At 52.6% G+C, this 19,182-nt stretch carries 19 protein-coding genes, 3 tRNA genes and 1 rRNA gene; 19 read left to right on the top strand and 4 right to left on the bottom strand.

What is annotated here, in order from left to right:
- Together OCV63_RS15025 and OCV63_RS15020 are read left to right on the top strand one after the other, a co-directional pair.
- Positions 1–90, top strand: a 23S ribosomal RNA gene (locus tag OCV63_RS15025); the annotation flags it as partial.
- Positions 91–237: 147 nt separating this feature from the next.
- Positions 238–309, top strand: a tRNA-Asn gene (locus OCV63_RS15020).
- A 198-nt stretch (positions 310–507) separates the two neighbouring features.
- Here the strand turns inward: OCV63_RS15020 and OCV63_RS15015 are convergent.
- Positions 508–1,038 carry a transcription repressor NadR gene (locus OCV63_RS15015; protein ID WP_158365118.1) on the bottom strand — a complete coding sequence of 177 codons (531 nt, stop codon included), beginning with the start codon at positions 1,036–1,038 and terminating at the stop codon, positions 508–510.
- 330 nt (positions 1,039–1,368) lie between these two features.
- Between OCV63_RS15015 and OCV63_RS15010 the strand changes: the two genes are divergently transcribed.
- From OCV63_RS15010 to OCV63_RS15000, 3 genes are all read left to right on the top strand, one after another.
- On the top strand, positions 1,369–2,334 hold the full coding sequence (locus tag OCV63_RS15010; protein WP_158365117.1) for a D-2-hydroxyacid dehydrogenase: 966 nt from the start codon (positions 1,369–1,371) through the stop codon (positions 2,332–2,334).
- Between the two features lie 180 nt (positions 2,335–2,514).
- Positions 2,515–2,586 (top strand) — tRNA-Glu (locus OCV63_RS15005).
- Positions 2,587–2,635: 49 nt separating this feature from the next.
- Positions 2,636–2,706 (top strand) — tRNA-Cys (locus OCV63_RS15000).
- 184 nt (positions 2,707–2,890) lie between these two features.
- Here OCV63_RS15000 and OCV63_RS14995 read toward each other — a convergent pair.
- On the bottom strand, positions 2,891–3,643 hold the full coding sequence (locus OCV63_RS14995; protein WP_331485573.1) for a sulfite exporter TauE/SafE family protein: 753 nt from the start codon (positions 3,641–3,643) through the stop codon (positions 2,891–2,893).
- Between the two features lie 215 nt (positions 3,644–3,858).
- On the opposite strand from OCV63_RS14995, the gene OCV63_RS14990 reads away from it, so the two are divergent.
- The 9 genes from OCV63_RS14990 (at position 3,859) to OCV63_RS14950 (ending at position 12,195) form a co-directional block, all read left to right on the top strand.
- On the top strand, positions 3,859–4,053 hold the full coding sequence (locus OCV63_RS14990) for a hypothetical protein (RefSeq protein ID WP_158365116.1): 195 nt from the start codon (positions 3,859–3,861) through the stop codon (positions 4,051–4,053).
- A 17-nt stretch (positions 4,054–4,070) separates the two neighbouring features.
- Complete coding sequence (locus OCV63_RS14985; protein ID WP_158365115.1) at positions 4,071–4,484, top strand: C-GCAxxG-C-C family protein; 414 nt, start codon at positions 4,071–4,073, stop codon at positions 4,482–4,484.
- A gap of 10 nt (positions 4,485–4,494) precedes the next feature.
- Positions 4,495–5,076 carry a 4'-phosphopantetheinyl transferase family protein gene (locus OCV63_RS14980; protein WP_158365114.1) on the top strand — a complete coding sequence of 194 codons (582 nt, stop codon included), beginning with the start codon at positions 4,495–4,497 and terminating at the stop codon, positions 5,074–5,076.
- Between the two features lie 12 nt (positions 5,077–5,088).
- Positions 5,089–5,928: a class B sortase gene (gene srtB / locus OCV63_RS14975; RefSeq protein ID WP_158365113.1), complete on the top strand. Its 840-nt coding sequence runs from the start codon at positions 5,089–5,091 to the stop codon at positions 5,926–5,928.
- A 34-nt stretch (positions 5,929–5,962) separates the two neighbouring features.
- Positions 5,963–6,688 carry an NAD-dependent protein deacylase gene (locus OCV63_RS14970; protein ID WP_262670899.1) on the top strand — a complete coding sequence of 242 codons (726 nt, stop codon included), beginning with the start codon at positions 5,963–5,965 and terminating at the stop codon, positions 6,686–6,688.
- Positions 6,678–6,869, top strand: coding sequence for a DUF951 domain-containing protein (locus OCV63_RS14965; protein ID WP_158365111.1), 192 nt, complete (start codon positions 6,678–6,680; stop codon positions 6,867–6,869). Before OCV63_RS14970 ends, OCV63_RS14965 begins: the two co-directional genes overlap by 11 nt.
- A gap of 328 nt (positions 6,870–7,197) precedes the next feature.
- Positions 7,198–7,896: an ABC transporter ATP-binding protein gene (locus OCV63_RS14960; RefSeq protein WP_158365110.1), complete on the top strand. Its 699-nt coding sequence runs from the start codon at positions 7,198–7,200 to the stop codon at positions 7,894–7,896.
- Between the two features lie 10 nt (positions 7,897–7,906).
- On the top strand, positions 7,907–10,225 hold the full coding sequence (locus tag OCV63_RS14955; protein WP_158365109.1) for an ABC transporter permease: 2,319 nt from the start codon (positions 7,907–7,909) through the stop codon (positions 10,223–10,225).
- A gap of 158 nt (positions 10,226–10,383) precedes the next feature.
- Positions 10,384–12,195, top strand: a complete 1,812-nt coding sequence (locus tag OCV63_RS14950) for a hypothetical protein (RefSeq protein WP_158365108.1) — start codon at positions 10,384–10,386, stop codon at positions 12,193–12,195.
- Positions 12,196–12,356: 161 nt separating this feature from the next.
- Here the strand turns inward: OCV63_RS14950 and OCV63_RS14945 are convergent, their stop codons facing one another.
- Complete coding sequence (locus tag OCV63_RS14945; protein ID WP_158365107.1) at positions 12,357–13,487, bottom strand: pyridoxal-phosphate-dependent aminotransferase family protein; 1,131 nt, start codon at positions 13,485–13,487, stop codon at positions 12,357–12,359.
- Positions 13,488–13,520: 33 nt separating this feature from the next.
- Entirely contained in the window at positions 13,521–14,057 is a 537-nt protein-coding gene (locus OCV63_RS14940; RefSeq protein ID WP_158365106.1) for an ECF transporter S component, read from the bottom strand.
- A 454-nt stretch (positions 14,058–14,511) separates the two neighbouring features.
- Here OCV63_RS14940 and OCV63_RS14935 point away from each other — a divergent pair, with 454 nt between their 5' ends.
- The 5 genes from OCV63_RS14935 to OCV63_RS14915 all read left to right on the top strand — a co-directional run bounded on the left by OCV63_RS14935 (position 14,512) and on the right by OCV63_RS14915 (position 19,109).
- Positions 14,512–15,075: a hypothetical protein gene (locus OCV63_RS14935; RefSeq protein WP_158365105.1), complete on the top strand. Its 564-nt coding sequence runs from the start codon at positions 14,512–14,514 to the stop codon at positions 15,073–15,075.
- Positions 15,076–15,085: 10 nt separating this feature from the next.
- Positions 15,086–15,637, top strand: coding sequence for a signal peptidase I (gene lepB, locus OCV63_RS14930; protein ID WP_158365104.1), 552 nt, complete (start codon positions 15,086–15,088; stop codon positions 15,635–15,637).
- A gap of 653 nt (positions 15,638–16,290) precedes the next feature.
- Positions 16,291–17,955 (top strand): putative manganese-dependent inorganic diphosphatase, encoded by a 1,665-nt coding sequence (locus OCV63_RS14925; protein WP_158365103.1) that lies wholly within the window; start codon positions 16,291–16,293, stop codon positions 17,953–17,955.
- 3 nt (positions 17,956–17,958) lie between these two features.
- Entirely contained in the window at positions 17,959–18,603 is a 645-nt protein-coding gene (locus tag OCV63_RS14920; protein ID WP_158365102.1) for a flavin reductase family protein, read from the top strand.
- Positions 18,600–19,109 (top strand): shikimate kinase, encoded by a 510-nt coding sequence (locus OCV63_RS14915; protein WP_158365101.1) that lies wholly within the window; start codon positions 18,600–18,602, stop codon positions 19,107–19,109. The genes OCV63_RS14920 and OCV63_RS14915 overlap by 4 nt, the downstream gene beginning before the upstream one ends.
- Positions 19,110–19,182: the final 73 nt, after the last annotated feature.

Genomic DNA, 19,182 nt, shown 5'->3' with positions numbered 1-19,182 from the left:
CCCTTGAAGACGACAAGGTAGATAGGGCAGAGGTGGAAGTGTGGTAACACATGGAGCTGACTGTTACTAATAGGTCGAGGGCTTGACCAAGAGTGTGAAGCGAAAGCGGAACGCGAAGCGTCATAGGATAGAAAATGTCTAAAAGATATGCAGTATATAGTTTTGAAGGTACAAGGAAGTACCTGAACACTTGACAAGCGTTGAGTGATCAGGTATTATGGTATCTGAATTAAATATTCCTCGATAGCTCAGTGGTAGAGCGTTCGGCTGTTAACCGAAATGTCGTAGGTTCGAGCCCTACTCGGGGAGCTTTAAAAACCTGTAAGCGTTGCTTGCAGGTTTTTTCTATATAAAAATCATTTTACCAATAGCTTATCCGAGAAATTAATTATCACAGGAAATAGAGAATAAATATCAAGTAAAAATAATTTTTACAAAGGAAATATAGATATAGAAACGGGACTTCCCGAGTAAATTCAGGCGAAGTCCCATTTCTAAGTTAATATTTTACTGTACTTGTTCCCAGGGCTGCAATGGGGCCAGGAAGCCGGCCTCCTGCAGTTTCGCCTGAATCATATCCAGACGCTTCTGACTGTCGGCAGCGACCAGATGATAGTGGTAGCCGGAGGTGACGTTGCTTAAGACGCTGGAGCGGCTGTTCTTCAGGGTTTCCATGAATTCATTCACATCCTGCCGGGAACGGATATCCATGTCGGCGGAGATGCGGCCATAGAGACGGTGGCTGATACTGATATTTTTGATGTGACCGCCACAGTCTACGATGAGGTTCATCTCGTCGGCTGTCTGCTCCGGCGTGTGGCAGACCTTAAATTCCCGGGCACTGCCATTGTCCTGCTGAAGGACGTAGCCCCGGGTGGTGGACAGAATTCCGGGTGTGGAGACACGTATCACGGCCATATCCTGCACAATCACCTGACGGCTCACCCCAAAATGCGCTGCCAGCTCCTTGGCAGCCACCGGAGTATCAGCCTTTTTCAAAATCTGTAAAATCTCTGTTCTACGCTGTGAGGTTGTCATGATATTGTGAGACTCCTTTCCTTAACTTGCGCAATCCTTTTTGCGCATCCAGGTATACCCGAAGGGTATTTCATTAGTTTGCACGTCTTTTTCCCAACTTATCTTTTTATATTGTAACACCTGTCCTGCCAGGTGGCAAGACAGCGAGAGGGAGATTTTGCGCAATTTTTCATAGGGTCAGGTGAAAGATAGAAGAAAAGGAAAATCAAACACCGCATAAAAAGCAAGTTTTATGAAGGGATAGAATATGCTATAATAGCGGCAGATAGGATACCTTGTCGAATATGATAATATATTAGAATCTCATAAAAATTATAAGGAGAACATACAATGAAAATCGTAGTATTAGACGGCTATACAGAAAATCCAGGCGATCTGAGCTGGAGCAGACTGGAGGAGCTGGGAGAGTTTATTGTATATGACAGAAGCTCTCTGACTGATGAGGATGAGGCGATCTCGCGTATCGGAGAGGCAGAAATCGTCATTACCAATAAAACGCCCATCACAAAGAGGGTACTGGACAGCTGCCCGTCCATCCGCTATATCGGCGTACTGGCTACCGGTTACAATGTAGTAGACTATACCTACGCCGCTAAGAAAGGCATTCCGGTCACCAATGTACCGGGCTACGGCACGGATACAGTAGCCCAGTTCACCTTCGCGCTGCTGCTGGAAATCTGCCATCACGTGGCACATCATTCCGAAGCCGTACACGCAGGCCGCTGGGAGCAGAGCCCGGACTTCTGCTTCTGCGATTATCCCCAGATCGAACTGGCAGGCAAGACCATGGGTATCATCGGATTTGGCCGGATCGGCCAGAAGGTAGGAACTATCGCGAAGGCATTTGGCATGAAGGTACTGGCGCATTCGCCTCATGAGTACGCGAGCGGCAAAGCTATCGGAACTTATGTAAACTTAGATACACTGTTGGCAGAATCGGATGTGATTTCCCTGCACTGCCCGTTGTTCCCGGAGACAGAAGGCATTATTAATCAGGCGACTATTGCGAAAATGAAGGACGGCGTCATTCTCCTGAACAATGGCCGCGGCCCGCTCGTTGTGGAGCAGGATCTGGCAGACGCGCTGAACAGCGGTAAGATACGGGCTGCGGCAGTGGACGTGGTAAGTGCGGAACCCATTAAGGGCGATAACCCGCTGCTCACCGCGAAGAACTGTTTTATCACACCCCACATTGCCTGGGCGACAAAAGAAGCCCGTCAGCGTATCATGGACTGCGCTGTGAACAATGTAAAGGCATTCCTGTCAGGCGCGCCGGAGAACGTAGTGAACCAATAAAATCCAGAAAAAAGTTATCACCGGGTTTCTGCCAATCCACGCCTGGGTGGTGAAAATCTGGCGATAACTTTTTTCGAGAAAACCCGAAAAAACCCTTGCAAACAGATAGAAAGTATGATAATATAATCGGGCACGGCAAAAGAACCGAGCTAACGCCCACCCAAAGGGGCAGATAAATAAGGCTCCTTGGTCAAGCGGTTAAGACATCGCCCTTTCACGGCGGTAACACGGGTTCGATTCCCGTAGGAGTCATTTATATCTTGACGAACTCGATTCGTTGTGATATAATCTAATAGTTGATGGCGACATAGCCAAGTGGTAAGGCGTGGGTCTGCAACACCCTGATCACCAGTTCAAATCTGGTTGTCGCCTCTAAAAAAAGATAACTCGATGAGTTATCTTTTTTTATGGAATAGGAAATTCTGATAGAATTCCCTATTCCATAAAAGCAAGCCGGTCATTCATGCCGATATCCGGGTACTTCTGGCTGAGGGCAATGAGCTGAACCCGGAGAAAAATAGATAGAAACACAGAAGAAAAATCCTGCCGATCTGATTTACAGACCGAGCAGGATTTTTATAAACAGGATTGCAAGGACCAGAAGAATGATGGGACGGACGATCCGGGAGCCGTTCTTCACGACCATGCCGGAGCCGATGAAGTGCCCGGCCACGCAGCAGGCGGCTGCCGGAAGCCCCAGGGGCAGGCAGACCTTACCGTTCAGCAGAAAGACAGTCAGCGCGCCCAGATTGGAGGCCAGATTGACAGCCTTGGTATTGGCGGAGGCAGTCAGGAGATCGAGCCGGGACAGTCCCGTGTATACAAGAATCAGGAAGGTTCCGGTGCCCGGGCCGTAGAAGCCGTCGTAGAGACCGATGAGCATGGAGGCGGGCATGGAGACCAGAAAGGTATTCCGACGGGAAAGGGGTTCCTTTTCTGTGACATTCAGATCCTTTTTACGGAGCACGTAGTAGGCCACTACGGGCAGAACCGGCAACAGCATAAAGCGCACCAGCTCTTCGCTGGCCAGCAGTGCCAGGGAGGAGCCGCCCCAGGATCCCAGGATGGAGCAGATCACGCAGGCACCGGCCAGGGGCAGATCCATATATTTGAAAAGCCGGGTGGCGGATACAGTGGTTCCGATGGAGGAAGACAGCTTGTTTGTGGCCAGGGCTGTGTGGGGCGGAACGCCCGCGAACAGGTAGGCCGGAAGGGAGATCAGTCCTCCGCCTCCGCCGATGGAGTCCACGAAGCCCGCCAGAAAGACCAGCGGACAGACGATGAGAAGCATATGCGGTGTCACTTGCATGATAAGTACCTTCTTCTGTAAATGTGATAGTAAAATTAGTGTACAGGAAAGAAAAAGGGCTGTCAATGTGGAAAATGTGGCTGTTTTTTCCGGCAGAAAGTGTAAAAAACTTTGTAGAATCAGTCAAACTGTAGTATACTGAACGGAGAAGAAAAACGGGCAGAAAGGTCTGGAAGCATCTGATACAAGGACAATGGAAGGAACGGGAGGGAGTTATGAAATTCAAGGAGAAATATCTGGCGGGCGAGTTGCCCTTTGAGGCCATCGACAAATACATCGAGGACTGGGGCAACAGCGACGAGACCTGCACCTTAAGAGAGTATCTGGGACTGAACGCGGAGGAAGAGGACGTGTGGATCTCCGACAGCGACGAAGCACTGCAGGAGATGCTGGATAAGCAGAAAAAGTAAAAAGGAGAATGTAAAAAATGGAAAGCAGAGTACAGAAGACACTGGAAAATCATAAGAAGGGTTATAACTGCGCCCAGGCTGTGGCGTGCGCCTACTGTGACCTGGTGGGCATGGACGAGCAGAGCGCATTTCGGGCGACGGAGGCCTTTGGGCTTGGCATGGGCGGCATGCAGGCCACCTGCGGCGCGGTATCCGGCGCAGTAATGCTGGCAGGACTGAAGAACAGCTGCGGCGATCTGGAAGCACCCATGAGCAAGGGAAAGACCTATCAGATCTCCAAAAAGATCGTGGAGGGGTTTCAGAAGAAAAACGGCGCCACGGTCTGTAAAGATCTGAAGGGTGTGGAGACCGGACATCCCTTACGTTCCTGCGACGGCTGTATTGAAGATGCGGCTGAGCTGGTAGAGCAGATCTTATTTTCAGAGGAATAGGGACTGGTAAATGGTAGAAATCCGTCTGATACGGACAAAAAAGGGCGAAAATCCGTCTGTGGCGGCCCGCCGCCTGCTTGCGTCCGCGCTGGAAACTGCATATGGAATTCCGGCGGCCTCGTGTCTTGTGGAGAAGGATGAAAAGGGGAAGCCCTGCCTGGCAGGACGGCCCGATCTCCACATCAGCATTTCCCACAGCGGGCCTTACGCGGCCTGTGCCTTTGGGGACAAACCGGTGGGTATCGACATCGAAATGTGGAGAACACACCCGAAATGGCAGCGGATAGTGGATAAAATGCACCCACGGGAGCGGGAGGCGATGACGCGGCTCTGCGGCGGAACTATTTCCCGGGATACGGCGGAGCCGGTGCGGCAGTTTTGCGACCTCTGGGTGCGGAAGGAGAGCTTCCTGAAGGCGGTCGGCGAGGGACTGCGGCTTTCCTTGGACGCCTTTGATACGACGGGGAATATGGTGTCGCAGGATCTGCGGGAGGGCCGCTGGTATATAAAGAGCTGGCAGCTCCCGGAAGAGGCGCTCAGTGTGGCGGTCTGTGGGCAGGAAGAGCTGGATTTTTCCCGCCTGGTCTGGTAAAATGAGAAATCAATGAGGAGTGACGAGGAGGCTATGATGGCGGACGAAACAAGAAAGAAGAAAAAAGGGAAAATGCCTCTGCCGATTCTGGTGGTGCTGGTCATCTGCGTGGTGGTGCTGGGCGTCAGCATCTGGCAGCTGTCCACTATTTTCCTGGAGTATAAGGCGGGAACCGATGAGTATGATAAGCTACAGACCTACGTGTCCGGAGATCCGGCGGAGGAAGTGGTTCAGACGGCTGCAGAGGACGGTGAAAATGCAGATGATACCGAGGCAGAAGACGCTTCGGAGGAGCGGGTGCAGCGCGTGGCGATCAGCGAGCTGCAGGCTCAGAATTCCGACACCGTGGGATGGATTCAGATCCCGGGGACGCAGATCAGTTATCCGCTGATGCATACGACCGACGATTCCTATTATCTGAATCATACCTTCAGCAAGAAGGTGAACGGCGCGGGCAGTATCTTCGTGGAGACCCTGAACAGCGCGGATTTCACGGATTTACATACGATTATTTACGGACATAATATGAAGAACGGCTCCATGTTTGCGGGGCTGAAGGAGTATCGTTCCGCGTCCTATCTGGTAGCTCATCCCAATGTCTATGTGGATCTGGCGGACGGCACCCATGCGTATCAGATCTTCTCGGTGTACGAGGCAGATGCGGACAGCGACAGCTATACCATCGGCTTCGCGCCGGATGAGACTTATGAGGAGTATCTGAAGACCATCAAGGGCCGGTCGTTGTACGATACCAGCGTGACGGTGACCAGGGAGGATTCGATCATTACGCTGTCTACCTGTACGAAGCATGGGGAGAAGCGGTTTTTGGTGCATGCGAAGAAGTTATATTAGTATGCTGTAAACGAAGTGAACAGGAGGGATGATCGTGGCAGCAGCGGAAGATAAGGTAAAGCTTTTGAAGCAGTATGTGGAGGAGAGCAGCTCTATCGTCTTTTTCGGCGGAGCGGGCGTGTCCACCGAGAGCGGCATTCCGGATTTCCGGAGCGTGGACGGCCTCTACCATCAGGAGTGGAAGTATCCGCCGGAGACCATCATCAGCCACAGCTTTTTCGTGCGGGAACCGGAGGAGTTCTACCGGTTTTACCGGAAAAAGCTGCTCTGCCCGGAGGCGAAGCCCAATGCGGCCCATAGGAAGCTGGCGGAGCTGGAGGCTACGGGTAAGCTGAACGCTGTCGTGACCCAGAATATCGACGGGCTTCATCAGATGGCCGGAAGCAAGCGGGTCTATGAGCTGCACGGCTCGGTGCACCGGAATTATTGTCAGAAGTGCGGAAAGTTCTATGATATGGAGTATATGCTGCATTCCGAGGGCGTGCCCCGGTGCGAGTGCGGCGGAATTATCAAGCCGGATGTGGTGCTCTACGAGGAGGGGCTGGACGACGCGACCATTCGGGGCGCGGTGCGGGCCATCTCCCAAGCGGATATGCTGATCATCGGCGGAACGTCCCTGGCGGTGTATCCGGCAGCAGGATTGATAGATTATTTTACCGGAAAGCATCTGGTGGTCATCAACCGGGACGCGACGCCCCGGGATGCCAGCGCAGATCTGCTGATCCAGGGTAATATCGGAGAGGTTTTAAGTGGAATATAAAGTAGGAGATATCGTAAAATTAAAAAAGGCGCACCCCTGCGGAAGCTCCGAGTGGGAGATCTTACGGGTAGGCGCGGATTTTCGCCTGAAATGCATGGGCTGCGGGCATCAGATTATGATTGCCAGACGGCTGGTGGAGAAGAATACCAGAGGGCTTCGAAGTCCGAAGGCAGACGCGTAAGGGGCGCCCGGTAAATTCTGTTTCAGGTATCGTTTAATAATAAGGCTGAGAATGCACAGGATTATGTTTTGGGACATGGTTCTGTGCATTTTTTATGGAATAGGAAATTCCGATAGAATTCCCTATTCCATAAAAGCAAGCAGAGCTTGCAAAGATGCGCACTCGCCGCAGGCGGAGAATCCTGCTTCGCAGGATTCTTTTTTATTGGTCGAAATACAAAAATTGAGTAAAAAAGTATGGAAATCTCCTGCGTCATGTACTATAATTGCCCTGTAAAGTTAGTTCGCATTAACTAACTGGTGAAATACAGTATACCTGGGAGGGAGTCATGTTTCTTACCATCAACGATATCAAAAAATCCTTCGGCTCCGGCGACAGCCGGGTAGAGGTGCTGAAGGGCATCAACCTGTCCATGGAGCGGGGCGAATTCTGCGTGCTGCTGGGGCCTTCCGGTTCCGGTAAATCCACGCTCCTGAATATCATCGGCGGCATCGACGCGGCCGACGAGGGCGACATCTGCATCGAAGGCGAGCGGATGGCCGATATGAAAGAGAAGAAGCTGACGGCCTACCGCCGGAAGCACTTAGGGTACATTTTTCAGATGTATAACCTGATCCCGAACCTGACCGTCCGGGAAAATATTGAAGTGGGCGCTTACCTCAGCGACAGGCCCCTGGACGTGGACGAGCTGCTCCATACCCTGGGTCTCTACGACCATCGGAGAAAGCTGCCGAACCAGCTTTCCGGCGGCCAGCAGCAGCGTACGGCCATCGGCCGCGCTATCGTGAAGAATCCGGATATTCTGCTCTGCGACGAGCCCACCGGAGCCCTGGACTATCAGACCTCCAAGGACATCCTGAAGCTCATCGAGACCGTCAACCAGAAGTACGGCAACACCGTCATCATGGTGACTCACAACGATGCCATCAAGGATATGGCGGACCGTGTGGTGCGGCTTCGAGACGGCATGATCCGCAAGGACTACCGAAACGTTCACAAGATTCCGGCAGAGGATCTGGAATGGTAGGGGGAAACGTATGAAAAATCCGCTGCGGAAGCGCTTATTGCGCGAGCTGAAAAGTGAAATTGGAAAATATCTGGTGATTTTCCTTCTGCTGGCCGGAACCATCAGCCTGGTATCGGGCTTTCTGGTGGCGGACGGCAGCATGATCATTGCCTATAACGAGGGTTTTGAAAAATACAATATCGAGGATGGAAACTTCCGGCTGGGCGAAAAGGCCAATAAAGCCCAGCTGAAAACCATTCAGGAGCTGGGCGTGACGGTCTACGACCTGTTTTACGCGGAGGAGGCTCTGACCAATGGCAGTACCCTCCGAATCTATCCGAATCGGGATCAGGTAGATCTGGTCTGCCTGATGGATGGCGCCATGCCCACAGGCACGGACGAGATTGCCATCGACCGTATGTATGCGGACAATAACGGCCTGACTATTGGCGACAGGCTGGAGAGTGGCGCCCGTTCCTGGATCATTACCGGCCTGGTGGCTTTGCCCGATTACAGTTGTCTTTTTTCAGACAATAACGACAGTATGTTTGACGCGGTGAAGTTCGGCGTGGCCATCGTGACGCCGGAGATGTTCGCGAATTTCAGTAAGGATGAGCTGTACTGGAATTACGCCTGGAAATACGACGTTCCGCCGGAGGAAGGCGAGCCCGAGCAGGACGCCGCCGAGGATCTGATGCAGGGTATCTTAAATGAGGCTGATCTGGAGAATTTCGTTCCCGCTTATCAGAACCAGGCCATTCAGTTTACCGGCGACGATATGGGAAGTGACCAGGCCATGATGGTCATCCTTTTGTATATTGTTATATTGATCATGGCTTTCGTTTTCGGAATCACCACCAGCAACACCATTTCCAGGGAGGCCAATGTGATCGGCACCCTGCGGGCTTCCGGTTATACGAAAAATGAACTGATCCGGCATTATATGACCATGCCGACCATCGTGACGTTGGTCAGCGCCCTGATCGGCAATATTCTGGGCTATACCTCCCTGAAGGAGGTCTGCGCCGGGATGTATTACGGCAGCTACAGCCTGCCCACCTACGTGACCATCTGGAACGCGGAGGCTTTTGTGGAGACCACGGTGGTTCCGGTACTTCTGATGATGGTGGTCAATTACCTGGTGCTTCGGCGAAAGCTTGGCTTGTCGCCGCTGAAGTTTCTGCGGCGGGATTTGAGCCGACGAAAGCAGAAACACGCCATGCCGCTGAGTCAGCATATTCCGTTCTTTACCCGGTTCCGCTTAAGGATCATTTTCCAGAATGTGGGTAACTATCTGATTCTTTTTATCGGAATCCTTTTCGCCAATATGCTGCTGATGTTCGGCCTGGCCCTTCCGGCGGTGCTGGACCACTATCAGGCGGAAATCGAGCAGAACCTGCTCTGCAATTACCAGTATATCCTGCAGGTGCCCTACGACGCCATGAATGAGGATAAGAAGCTGGAAAGTATGATTTCCATGCTGTATTTCCAGAGTGAGGTGGAGACGGACAACGAGGACGCCGAGAAGTTCACGGCCTACGCCCTGAATACGCCGGATGAACCCTATATGAAAGAGAGTGTAACACTCTACGGCCTGCAGGACGACAGCCGGTATATTCCCATTGATTTCCGGGATGACGGCGTGTATATCTCCTCGGCTTACGCGGAGAAGTATCTGCTGGAGCCCGGCGACACGATCACTCTGTACGAGGAGTATGGTACCGACGCCTATACCTTCCGGGTGGACGACGTCTACCATTACGAGGGCGGCCTGACTGTCTTCATGCCCCAGAAGCAGGTGAATGATCTGTTCGACCTGGGAAATGATTATTTCAGCGGCTATCTGTCCGACACGGAAATCACGGACATCGACGGGAAATACATCGGCACCATGATCGACGCGGAGGCCCTGACCAAGATATCCAGACAGCTGACCGTGTCCATGGGAAGCATGATGGGCCTGGTCAATGGATTTGCCATGCTGATGTTCATGGTACTGGTCTACCTGCTGTCGAAAATCATCATCGAGAAGAACGCCCAGTCCATCTCCATGACAAAGATTCTGGGCTATTCCAACCGGGAAATCAGCGGATTATACATTATGTCAACCACAATCGTGGTGATCCTGTTCCTGCTGAACAGTCTCCCCATCGAATATGAGGTCATGGTGGTGCTGTTCCGCGCGATGATGCTGCAAAGTATCAGTGGCTGGATTACCTTCTATATCGGGCCGGAGATCTACGTGGAAATGTTTGTCATGGGCTTTGGAACCTACCTGGCGGTGGCCCTTCTGGAATACCGGAAAATCCGGCATGTGCCCATGGACGCAGCCCTGAAGAATGTGGAATAACTGGTAATGGTTCGGTACAGCCCGAAGCACTTGCTGCTGAGGGCATAAGAAAGTGATTCAGGAGTGCAAAATCCCATCGGCGGAGTCGATTTTCATGGATTTTGCAGTTGTAACAGTTCAGGTACTGAACTGTTAGAATAACCGGGAGGAGTGAGAAGATGAACGGAAAGAAATTGCTGAAGGAGAAGCTGGGACTGCTTCTGACCCTGCTGGTAGTGGTAGCAGTGGGAGCGGCAGTCAGCTTTGGAATAAAAAGGAAAAACGCGGAGGAAGACGGGACGGATGCCGCGGCCAGTACGTCTACGGCGGACACCGCTTCCGGGACGACCGGAGAGGAGACTTATGAAAATCAGGATTCCTCCATGGAAAAAGATAAGATGGAGACAGTTTACATAAAATCAGACGCCGAGGGAAATACAAAAGAGATTACTGTGGAAACCATGCTGAAGCATCCGACCGACGGCTCCGATATCCAGGATCAGAGCAATCTGAAGGATATCCGCAATACCAGGGGTGACGAGGAATACAGCCAGGGCTCCGACGGAAGCCTGATCTGGAAGAATCACGGTGCGGACATTTCCTATAAGGGAACCAGCGACGCAGAGCCGCCGGTAAAGGTGAAGGTCAGCTACTATCTGGACGGAGAGCAGATCAGTCCGGCGGAGCTGGCCGGAAAGAGCGGCCAGGTGAGAATTCGCTTCGATTATGAAAATACAGCCACCGAAACCGTGACCGTAAAGAAGAAAGCCTACGAAGTACAGACGCCGTTCCTGGTCATGTCGGCTCTGGTACTGCCATCAGACATCTTCTCCAATATTGAGGTGGAAAATGGAAAACTGATGCAGATGGACGAGCAGAACATGGTTATCGGCTACGCCATGCCGGGACTGGCGGACAGCCTGCAGCTGTCCGGATATGAAGTGACGGAAGAGATCGACATTCCCGAATACGTGGAAGTCACCGCAGACGCGAAAGAATTCGAGCTGGAATTTACCGCTACGATCATCACGCCGGGGCTTTTGGAGGATCTGGATACGGAAAACCTGAAGGATGCAGACGACTTCGCGGACGGCATGGATGACCTGAAGGACGGTGTGAACGATCTGGACGAGGGCGTGGGGGAGCTCTATGACGGCCTCAAGGAGTTTTATGACTACCTGGATGAGTATACCAGCGGTGTGACGGCGCTTCGGGACGCCACTAGGCAGGTCTGGGAGGGTGTCGGCAAGCTGAATGAGAACAACAAGTCGCTGACCGATGGCGCGGCAGCATTGCAGAGCGGTCTGGAGCAGCTGAACACAGCCCTGGGCGCAGCAGGCGGCATGACTGGCAGTCCCGCAGAGGGCGGAAGCGGGGAAGCTGCAACCGGTGCGGACACAACGGCAGGTCAGGCTGCCTTCGCAAAAACCGTGGGAGCCCTGGCAGCGGCGGCAGCCGCTGATCCGACGACCCCGGAAGGCGAAGCACAGCAGAAAGCCCTGGAAACCCTGGGCCTGACAGCGGAAGACGCACAGGCGCTGGCGGCTTACGCCAAGACCCTCAGCGAAGCGGGAGCCTCCGCCGGAGAACTGCAGAAGACCCTGCAGACATCGGTGGCATCTCTGGCGGCCGGAAGTAAACAGTTGACCGAGGGCCTGACAGCCTACACCACAGGAGTCAGCCAGCTCTACGCAGGCACGGAAAAAGTCGTAGAGGGCGGCACCACCCTCTGCACCGCGGGCGGCGAGCTCTACGACGCTTTTGGGGAAGCCCTGGACGGCGTAAGCGAACTGCGGGACGGTGTCCGCGATTTCAAGGACGACGGCATCGACGAGCTCATGAAGCTTGGAGGCTCCGACTTCCGCAATGTCATGAACCGCCTGCGGGCAGTGAAAGAAGCCGACGACAGCTATGACAATTTCGCGGGTCTTGCCGAGGGCAAGACCGGAAGCGTCCGCTTCATCGTAGAAACCGAAGAGATCAAAAAGTAAATAGAAGCCACACGACTACTTATGTAAACTAAGCTAATTAAAAAAGTTCTAAAGTAGTTATATACAAAAACAGCGGCTGCGGGAAAAATTTCCTAAGGAGGGCCTAATTGTGCCCGAGCGTGGAAAATTTTTCCCGCAGCCGCGTCCGTCTTAAACAAACCTTATTTCAAAGCATCCAAATAGGCTTCTGTGAGAGATCCCTTCATCGGCACGCCCAGCTCCGGCAGCACCGCGTCAAGCGCCTTCATTACAGCCTCCAGCTTCGAAGGATACGCATTTTCCCCCATGTGTCCAATCCGGATTACCTGGCCTTCCAGCACATCAAAGGATCCAGCCAGCATAATGTTATACTTTTCACGCACCGCCGTCAGAATCGCAGCCGCGGTCGTCTCCTCCGGTACGTCAAACACAGACACCGTATTCGAATACCCATTGCGCGTATGCAGCTTCAAGCCGCAGGAAGTCAGCGCCGTCCGCACTGCCTGGGCGATCTTCGCATGCCGCTCCAGGATGCTGGCATCCGCCTTAATATTCTCAAAGGCAGCCCTTAAGCCCCGGATATCACTGATGGGCATGGTATACGGAAACCACTGCTTCTCAAAATACCCGTCAAAGGTCATCAGATTCGCGTAGAACGAAGCAATCGGCGTCTTACGCTCCTTCATAGCCGCCCATGCAGCAGGGCTCACCGTCACAAAGGTCAGTCCCGGAGGGGCGGAAACCACCTTCTGGGAGCCGCCGCAGAGCAAATCAATCTGAAAATCATCTACACGGACCTCCTCGCCAAACATGGCGGAGACAGAATCCACGACGGTCAGAATGCCATAGGATTTCAGCAGCGGACAAATCCGCGCGATATCATTGAGCACGCCGCTGGGGGTGTCGCAATGCACCACCGTGGCGTATTTGAAGTTGTGATCCTTCTCCAGATAAACTGCCAGCGCGTCCACATCGACCGTCTCCAGATAATCCACCGTATAAAGCACCGGATTCCCACCGTACATCTTCACAAAGTCCGCAAAGCCTTTGCCGAAGACGCCATTGTCGATGACCAGCACCCGGTCGCCCGGCTCCGTGAGACCGGCACAGGCCGCTTCCAGGCCAAGGATGCCCTCACCGCCCAGAATCAGCGCCTCATTCTTCGTGTGAAGCAGGGCGCTGATGAGCTCGCAGGTCTCCTTATAGAATGTATAAAAGTCCGGATCCAGATCCGGATTGGTACAGGGCAGGCTTCTGGCTGCCAACACATTTTCCCGGACCTGTGTAGGCCCGGGCGTCATAATCTCGTACATGTAAAAACCTCCTTTAAAGTAGTGAACCGAAACTTAAAGTCTCTTCTGAACGGTAATTCTCAGGCGCTCCGCAATGGGGATCACGATGATAGCAGCGACGCCGATCTGAACCAGGTTACCCGGAATAGAGGTTGCCGGAGCGATCCAGTTGCCATAGATAAAGCCCTCGGCGATATAGTAGCCGACCACCTTGATGACACAGGCAACAGCGATAGCCAGCGCATTCCAGCCGTAGCCGTGATGCTTCTCGGTGATAGCGCCTACGGTGAAGCCCATGAAGCCGACGATGACGAAGGTGAACGGAGCCCAGAGATACCAGCCGGACAGCAGGTCAAAGAGACCCATTCCGAAAGCGCCAGCCAGGGTGCCGGTGCGGCGTCCGAAGATAATGGCAGCCAGGAACAGCGGCACATTTCCCAGATGAATCAGTCCGCCGTTGGCTGCGATGGGCAGGCGAAGGTTGACAAATGCGGTAAAGATATAGGTGAGCGCAATCAGCATTGCGTCGATAACGAGTTCCCTGGTGGTGATGCCGCTCTTCTTTACTGCGGCTGCTTCTGTAGTCTGCATAGATAAATTTCTTGCAACTGTTCTGTTTTTCCATAACAGTTACATTTCCTCCTTACTTATTTTCCCCAGCAGATTTATATGGAATCCATACAGAGGTGCACGCTCTGTGTCACTGCTGTTGTCAGGTGCTACTATAACCGTTGACTGGCTGTTTTGAAATAGCCAGTTTTTATCAAAATGACCAGACCAGATACAAATTTTTGATAAAACATACAGAAAAAGTGGGAAAATACAATAAGTATTGTAAAATCGCGGATTATAAGGTATTATGAAAAAGGTAAAGGACAGGCTGAAGCACTTGCTGCGGAAGCCGTATGAACGTGATTCAGGTGTGAGCAGATTTCATTCGGAAACGAATTCTCATAAATCTGCGAATCATAATTATGAAATAATTATGATGATGAAACCAAGTAATTTGTACGGAAGATCATATCGTAAGAAGGGGGAGCGTCACATGGAGGACCAGAGCAAGGCAATCGTGGAAGGCAAGCCTCTCGAATATCCCGAGATCGTGCAGGATACCGTGGAGGTGGAGTTTCCGGAGATAACAGATTTTGTGAGGAATATGAAATTGAAGAGTGGAATATTTGGATTTCAAAAAGAAGATGTCTATGAGAAAATGCAGCAGCTGAACAAGATGTACCAGAGCCGGGCCCAGCAGATGCGGGATCAGAACCGGGGACAGTTAAAGCAGATGCGGAAACAGCAGCAGGAAGAGCTGGAGGATATGAAAGCCCGTCTGGCGGCGGAGCGCGCCGAAGAGCAGCAGAAGCTGGCTGAGGAGCAACAGGCCATGAAGGAGAAATTCGACGCGGAGCAGAAGGAAGCCTACGAAAAAATGCAGGAGCAGATCGCTGCGGCCCGGATCGAGATCCGTCGGGAAATGCAGGCGCAGATGGACGAGAAGACTGCGCAGCAGAAGCGGGAGCTGACCATGATCAGCGAAGAGCTGGAGCGCCTGAACGAGCGATTCCTCCTGCTGAAGACGAGAATCGTAGAACTGGCAGAACAGGAGTAGACAGATATAGATGAAAAAAGAACAGCTTCAGTCAGTGGACGAGATACTGGAAGAACGAAAAGAAAAGCTGTACCGGCGAAGAGAATTCCGGTGCTTCCTCGTGGAATGTGTTGTGCTGGTGGCGCTGGTCTATGCGGCCTTTCATTATATCATTGGTCTGGCGGTGGTAAGCGGCGAATCTATGGAGCCGGGCCTGACAGACGGCGAACTGGTGCTTTTCTACCGGCTGGATGAGTCCTATCAGACCGGCGATCTGGTCATCATCCACCGGGCGGACGGCGTGGAATACATCAAGCGCGTGGTGGCGGAGCCGGGCGACGTGGTGGAGCTCTCGGAAGAGGGCGCGCTTTTGGTCAATGGAGTGAAAGACGCCACCCTGACTGCCGTAGGAAAAACCGAAGCCACATCCGAAGACGTAACCTATCCCTACACCGTTCCGGAAAATAGCTATTTCGCGCTGGGCGACAACCGGGAGAATTCGAAGGATTCCCGAAGCTTCGGAGCCGTGACGGCAGATGATATCACCGGGCGGGTGTTTGTGTATATGGGGATGACAAGATAAAAGATGGAAAGCAAGCAAAGCTTGCAAAGATGCGCACTCGGCGCAGTGGTAGATGGTTGCTGAAGCAACCGCGCCTCGGCGCGAGAATGTGCCATTGGCACATTCTTTTTTACAGAAAATGCAGTGCAGCCGGGAAAATGTTTCCCATAAAATGAGGAGTGCCCCGACGTACCAGGTACGCCGAGGCTATTATGAAAAAATTTATCTATATGTGTAGTGAAAGCATTTTCATTGTTAAGAGGTTGCTCCCTTAACTTGAATATAGTATAGCAATTGATTATGAATAAACTATGAACAAAATGTGAACTTAATGTAAAAACGCACAAAACAAGTGAGAAAGCAAAGAAAAAACAGGACAAAATAGACAAAAAGCATAAAAATATCCGAAAAGATGGTTCGGCAAAACGCAGAGGAATAATAGGAAATAGGGAGAATAAATCGTGCAGTCCGCACAATACGAATGAATGTCCGCGAGAGACGGAACTAAATGGGCGGAGCACAGCGCGAAATTACGTAGTAATTTCTGTGCATCGCGAAGTGTTTCCTGTGAACGGAGTGAACAGAAAAAAATACAGGAATCCCTCTTGTATACAGGGCCGCGGCAATGGTAAAATAGGAGAAAGTGAATAGTTTACGAATAAAAGAGGTTTAAAATGGAAAAAGACAATACCAGACCGGTGTATATCATCGGTCACAAGAATCCGGACACGGATTCCATCTGTTCGGCCCTGGCCTACGCGTATCTGAAGAACACCCTGGAGGGTGGTGGATACATCGCGGCGCGGGCAGGACAGCTGAATCAGGAGACACAGTATGTGCTGAACTATTTCCAGGCGGAAGCGCCGGTGTACGTGGCCGATGTGATGACGCAGGTCAAGGACATCGAGATCCGCAAGACCGAGGGCGTACAGGGCAATCTGTCCCTGAAGCAGGCCTGGAATCTGATGCGCCGCATCGGGGCGGTGACCCTGCCGATTACCAAGGATCAGAAGATTGAGGGATTGATCACCATCGGCGACATCGCCACCTCCTACATGGACGTGCTGGACAGTAAGATTCTGGCTCAGGCCAATACCCAGTACCGGAATATCATTGACACTCTGGAGGGTACGATTCTGGTGGGCTCCGCGGAAGACTATTACAACAAGGGCAAGGTGCTCATTGCGGCAGCGAACCCGGATCTGATGGAGGATTACATAGAGGAGGGCGACCTGGTTATCCTGGGTAACCGCTACGAATCCCAGCTGTGCGCCATCGAGATGCGCGCGGGCTGCATCATCGTCTGCGAGGGCGCAAAAGTCTCCATGACCATCAAGAAACTGGCCCAGGAGCATCACTGCGTCGTCATCAGCACGCCCCACGATACCTTTACGGCGGCCCGCCTGATCAACCAGAGCATGCCGATCCGCTACTTTATGAAGTCCGACAACCTGACCATTTTCAATGTCAATGAGAAGACTGACGATATCAAGGAAATCATGGGTCAGAAGCGTTACCGGGACTTCCCGATCGTGGACAAGGACGATAACTACATCGGCATGATTTCCAGACGGAACCTGTTGAATCTGAAGCGGAAGCAGGTCATCATGGTGGATCATAATGAGGAATCCCAGGCTGTGGATGGCATCGACCATGCGGAAATTTTGGAGATCATCGACCATCACCGTCTGGGCACTTTGGAGACCATGTCCCCGGTATTTTTCCGGAACCAGCCCCTTGGCTGCACCGCGACGATTATGTACCAGATGTATCAGGAGCGGGGCGTGGAGATCCCGAAGAAAATTGCGGGTCTCCTGTGCTCAGCTATTATTTCTGATACCCTGATGTTCCGCTCCCCGACCTGTACGGCCATCGACAAGGCAGCGGCGGAGAATCTGGCACAGATCGCGGGCATTGATATCGAGGATCTGGCTGTGGATATGTTCTCCGCAGGCAGCAATCTGGGTTCCCGCACCGCAGAGGAGATTTTCTACCAGGATTTCAAGCGCTTTGACGTGGGAAATGTGGAGTTCGGCGTGGGTCAGATCAATTCCATGAACGCGGTGGAGCTGGAGGAGATCCGCGAGAAGCTGATTCCCTACCTGCCTGTGGCGCACCGGGAAAGCGGCCTGAACATGATTTTCTTCATGCTCACCAATATCATCAAGGAGTCTACAGAGCTTCTGTGCTACGGTCCCAATTCCGACACCCTGGTGAAGGAAGCCTTCCAGCTGCCGGATGACGGCGACACCTATGAGCTGAAGGGTCTGGTATCCCGCAAGAAGCAGCTGATTCCTTCTCTGGCAGGCATGATTCAGCAGATGGAAGAGATGAGATAATCCATGGAAGCAAAGAAAGAACGAAAAAAGCAGCACTGGAGAGCAGGCAATATGCTCTATCCTCTTCCCGCCGTCATGGTAAGCTGCGGGCGGGAAGGCGAGAAACCGAATATTATTACGGTGGCATGGGCAGGGACCATCTGTTCCGACCCCGCGATGGTATCCATTTCCGTGCGCCCGAACCGCTATTCCTACGATATCATCCGGGAGACCGGCGAGTTTGTCATCAATCTGACCACGAAGGCCCTGGCGAAGGCCACCGATTACTGCGGCGTGCGCTCCGGCCGGGACGTGGACAAGTTTGCCCAAATGCATCTGACGCCGGGCAAGGCGCAGCATCTTAAGTACGCGCCCACCATCGAGGAGAGCCCGGTGAACATTGAGTGCCGGGTGACCGAGGTGAAAGAACTGGGCAGCCATCACATGTTCCTGGCGGAGGTGCTGGGCGTCACCGTGGACGGGGCCTACATGAATGAAAATGGCCGCTTCGAGCTGAACAGCACGAATCTGGTGGCCTATTCCCACGGAACCTATTTTACGCTGGGACAGGAGATCGGCACCTTCGGCTACAGTGTGCGGAAAAAGAAGTCGGCGAAGGCCGCGAAGAAGAATACGAATCAAGTCAGCAAAGGAAAGGGCAGAAGATGAAAAAGAACGTCGTACTGATTGGAATGCCGGGAGCCGGAAAGAGTACCATCGGCGTCATTCTGGCGAAAATGATGGGAAAGGATTTTATTGACGCGGATCTGGTGATTCAGAAGGAAGAGGGTCTGCTTCTGAAGGATATCATTCAGCGGGACGGCCCGGACGGCTTTCTGGCCGTGGAGAACCGGGTCAATGCGGGACTGAATCCGGCGAACGCCGTCATTGCCACCGGCGGAAGCGTGGTGTACGGCGAGGAAGCCATGAAGCATCTGGGCGAAATCAGTGTGGTGGTGTATCTGCGCCTCTCTTATAAGGCAGTGAAATCGAGGCTCCGGGACGTGAAGGGCCGCGGCGTGGTGCTGCGGGACGGACAGACCCTGCACGACCTTTATGCGGAGCGCGAGGGTCTCTACGAAAAATACGCCGACGTGACCATCGAAGAGGACGGTCTGGGCGTGGAAGAAACCTTAGAAAAGACTTTACAAGCCCTGGAAATGTTGGTAGAATAAAAAATGTTACAAAAATATTACACCTCGGAGCTGCTCCGGGGTGTACTTGAGATTAAAGAAGATTTAAAAACCA

This window comes from Laedolimicola ammoniilytica, assembly GCF_025567165.1.
Taxonomy (GTDB): Bacteria; Bacillota; Clostridia; order Lachnospirales; family Lachnospiraceae; genus Laedolimicola; species Laedolimicola ammoniilytica.
Note: the sequence above shows the minus strand (reverse complement) of the source record. Positions and strands in the feature narration are given on the sequence as shown.

Bases quoted from the DNA above. Each gene is read 5' to 3' on its own strand.
- OCV63_RS15015 (WP_158365118.1), bottom strand. From the start codon at position 1,038: ATGACAACCTCACAGCGTAGAACAGAGATTTTACAGATTTTGAAAAAG.
- OCV63_RS15010 (WP_158365117.1), top strand. From the start codon at position 1,369: ATGAAAATCGTAGTATTAGACGGCTATACAGAAAATCCAGGCGATCTG.
- OCV63_RS14995 (WP_331485573.1), bottom strand. From the start codon at position 3,643: ATGCAAGTGACACCGCATATGCTTCTCATCGTCTGTCCGCTGGTCTTT.
- OCV63_RS14990 (WP_158365116.1), top strand. From the start codon at position 3,859: ATGAAATTCAAGGAGAAATATCTGGCGGGCGAGTTGCCCTTTGAGGCC.
- OCV63_RS14985 (WP_158365115.1), top strand. From the start codon at position 4,071: ATGGAAAGCAGAGTACAGAAGACACTGGAAAATCATAAGAAGGGTTAT.
- OCV63_RS14980 (WP_158365114.1), top strand. From the start codon at position 4,495: ATGGTAGAAATCCGTCTGATACGGACAAAAAAGGGCGAAAATCCGTCT.
- srtB (WP_158365113.1), top strand. From the start codon at position 5,089: ATGAGGAGTGACGAGGAGGCTATGATGGCGGACGAAACAAGAAAGAAG.
- OCV63_RS14960 (WP_158365110.1), top strand. From the start codon at position 7,198: ATGTTTCTTACCATCAACGATATCAAAAAATCCTTCGGCTCCGGCGAC.
- OCV63_RS14955 (WP_158365109.1), top strand. From the start codon at position 7,907: ATGAAAAATCCGCTGCGGAAGCGCTTATTGCGCGAGCTGAAAAGTGAA.
- OCV63_RS14950 (WP_158365108.1), top strand. From the start codon at position 10,384: ATGAACGGAAAGAAATTGCTGAAGGAGAAGCTGGGACTGCTTCTGACC.
- OCV63_RS14945 (WP_158365107.1), bottom strand. From the start codon at position 13,487: ATGTACGAGATTATGACGCCCGGGCCTACACAGGTCCGGGAAAATGTG.
- OCV63_RS14940 (WP_158365106.1), bottom strand. From the start codon at position 14,057: ATGCAGACTACAGAAGCAGCCGCAGTAAAGAAGAGCGGCATCACCACC.
- OCV63_RS14935 (WP_158365105.1), top strand. From the start codon at position 14,512: ATGGAGGACCAGAGCAAGGCAATCGTGGAAGGCAAGCCTCTCGAATAT.
- lepB (WP_158365104.1), top strand. From the start codon at position 15,086: ATGAAAAAAGAACAGCTTCAGTCAGTGGACGAGATACTGGAAGAACGA.
- OCV63_RS14925 (WP_158365103.1), top strand. From the start codon at position 16,291: ATGGAAAAAGACAATACCAGACCGGTGTATATCATCGGTCACAAGAAT.
- OCV63_RS14920 (WP_158365102.1), top strand. From the start codon at position 17,959: ATGGAAGCAAAGAAAGAACGAAAAAAGCAGCACTGGAGAGCAGGCAAT.
- OCV63_RS14915 (WP_158365101.1), top strand. From the start codon at position 18,600: ATGAAAAAGAACGTCGTACTGATTGGAATGCCGGGAGCCGGAAAGAGT.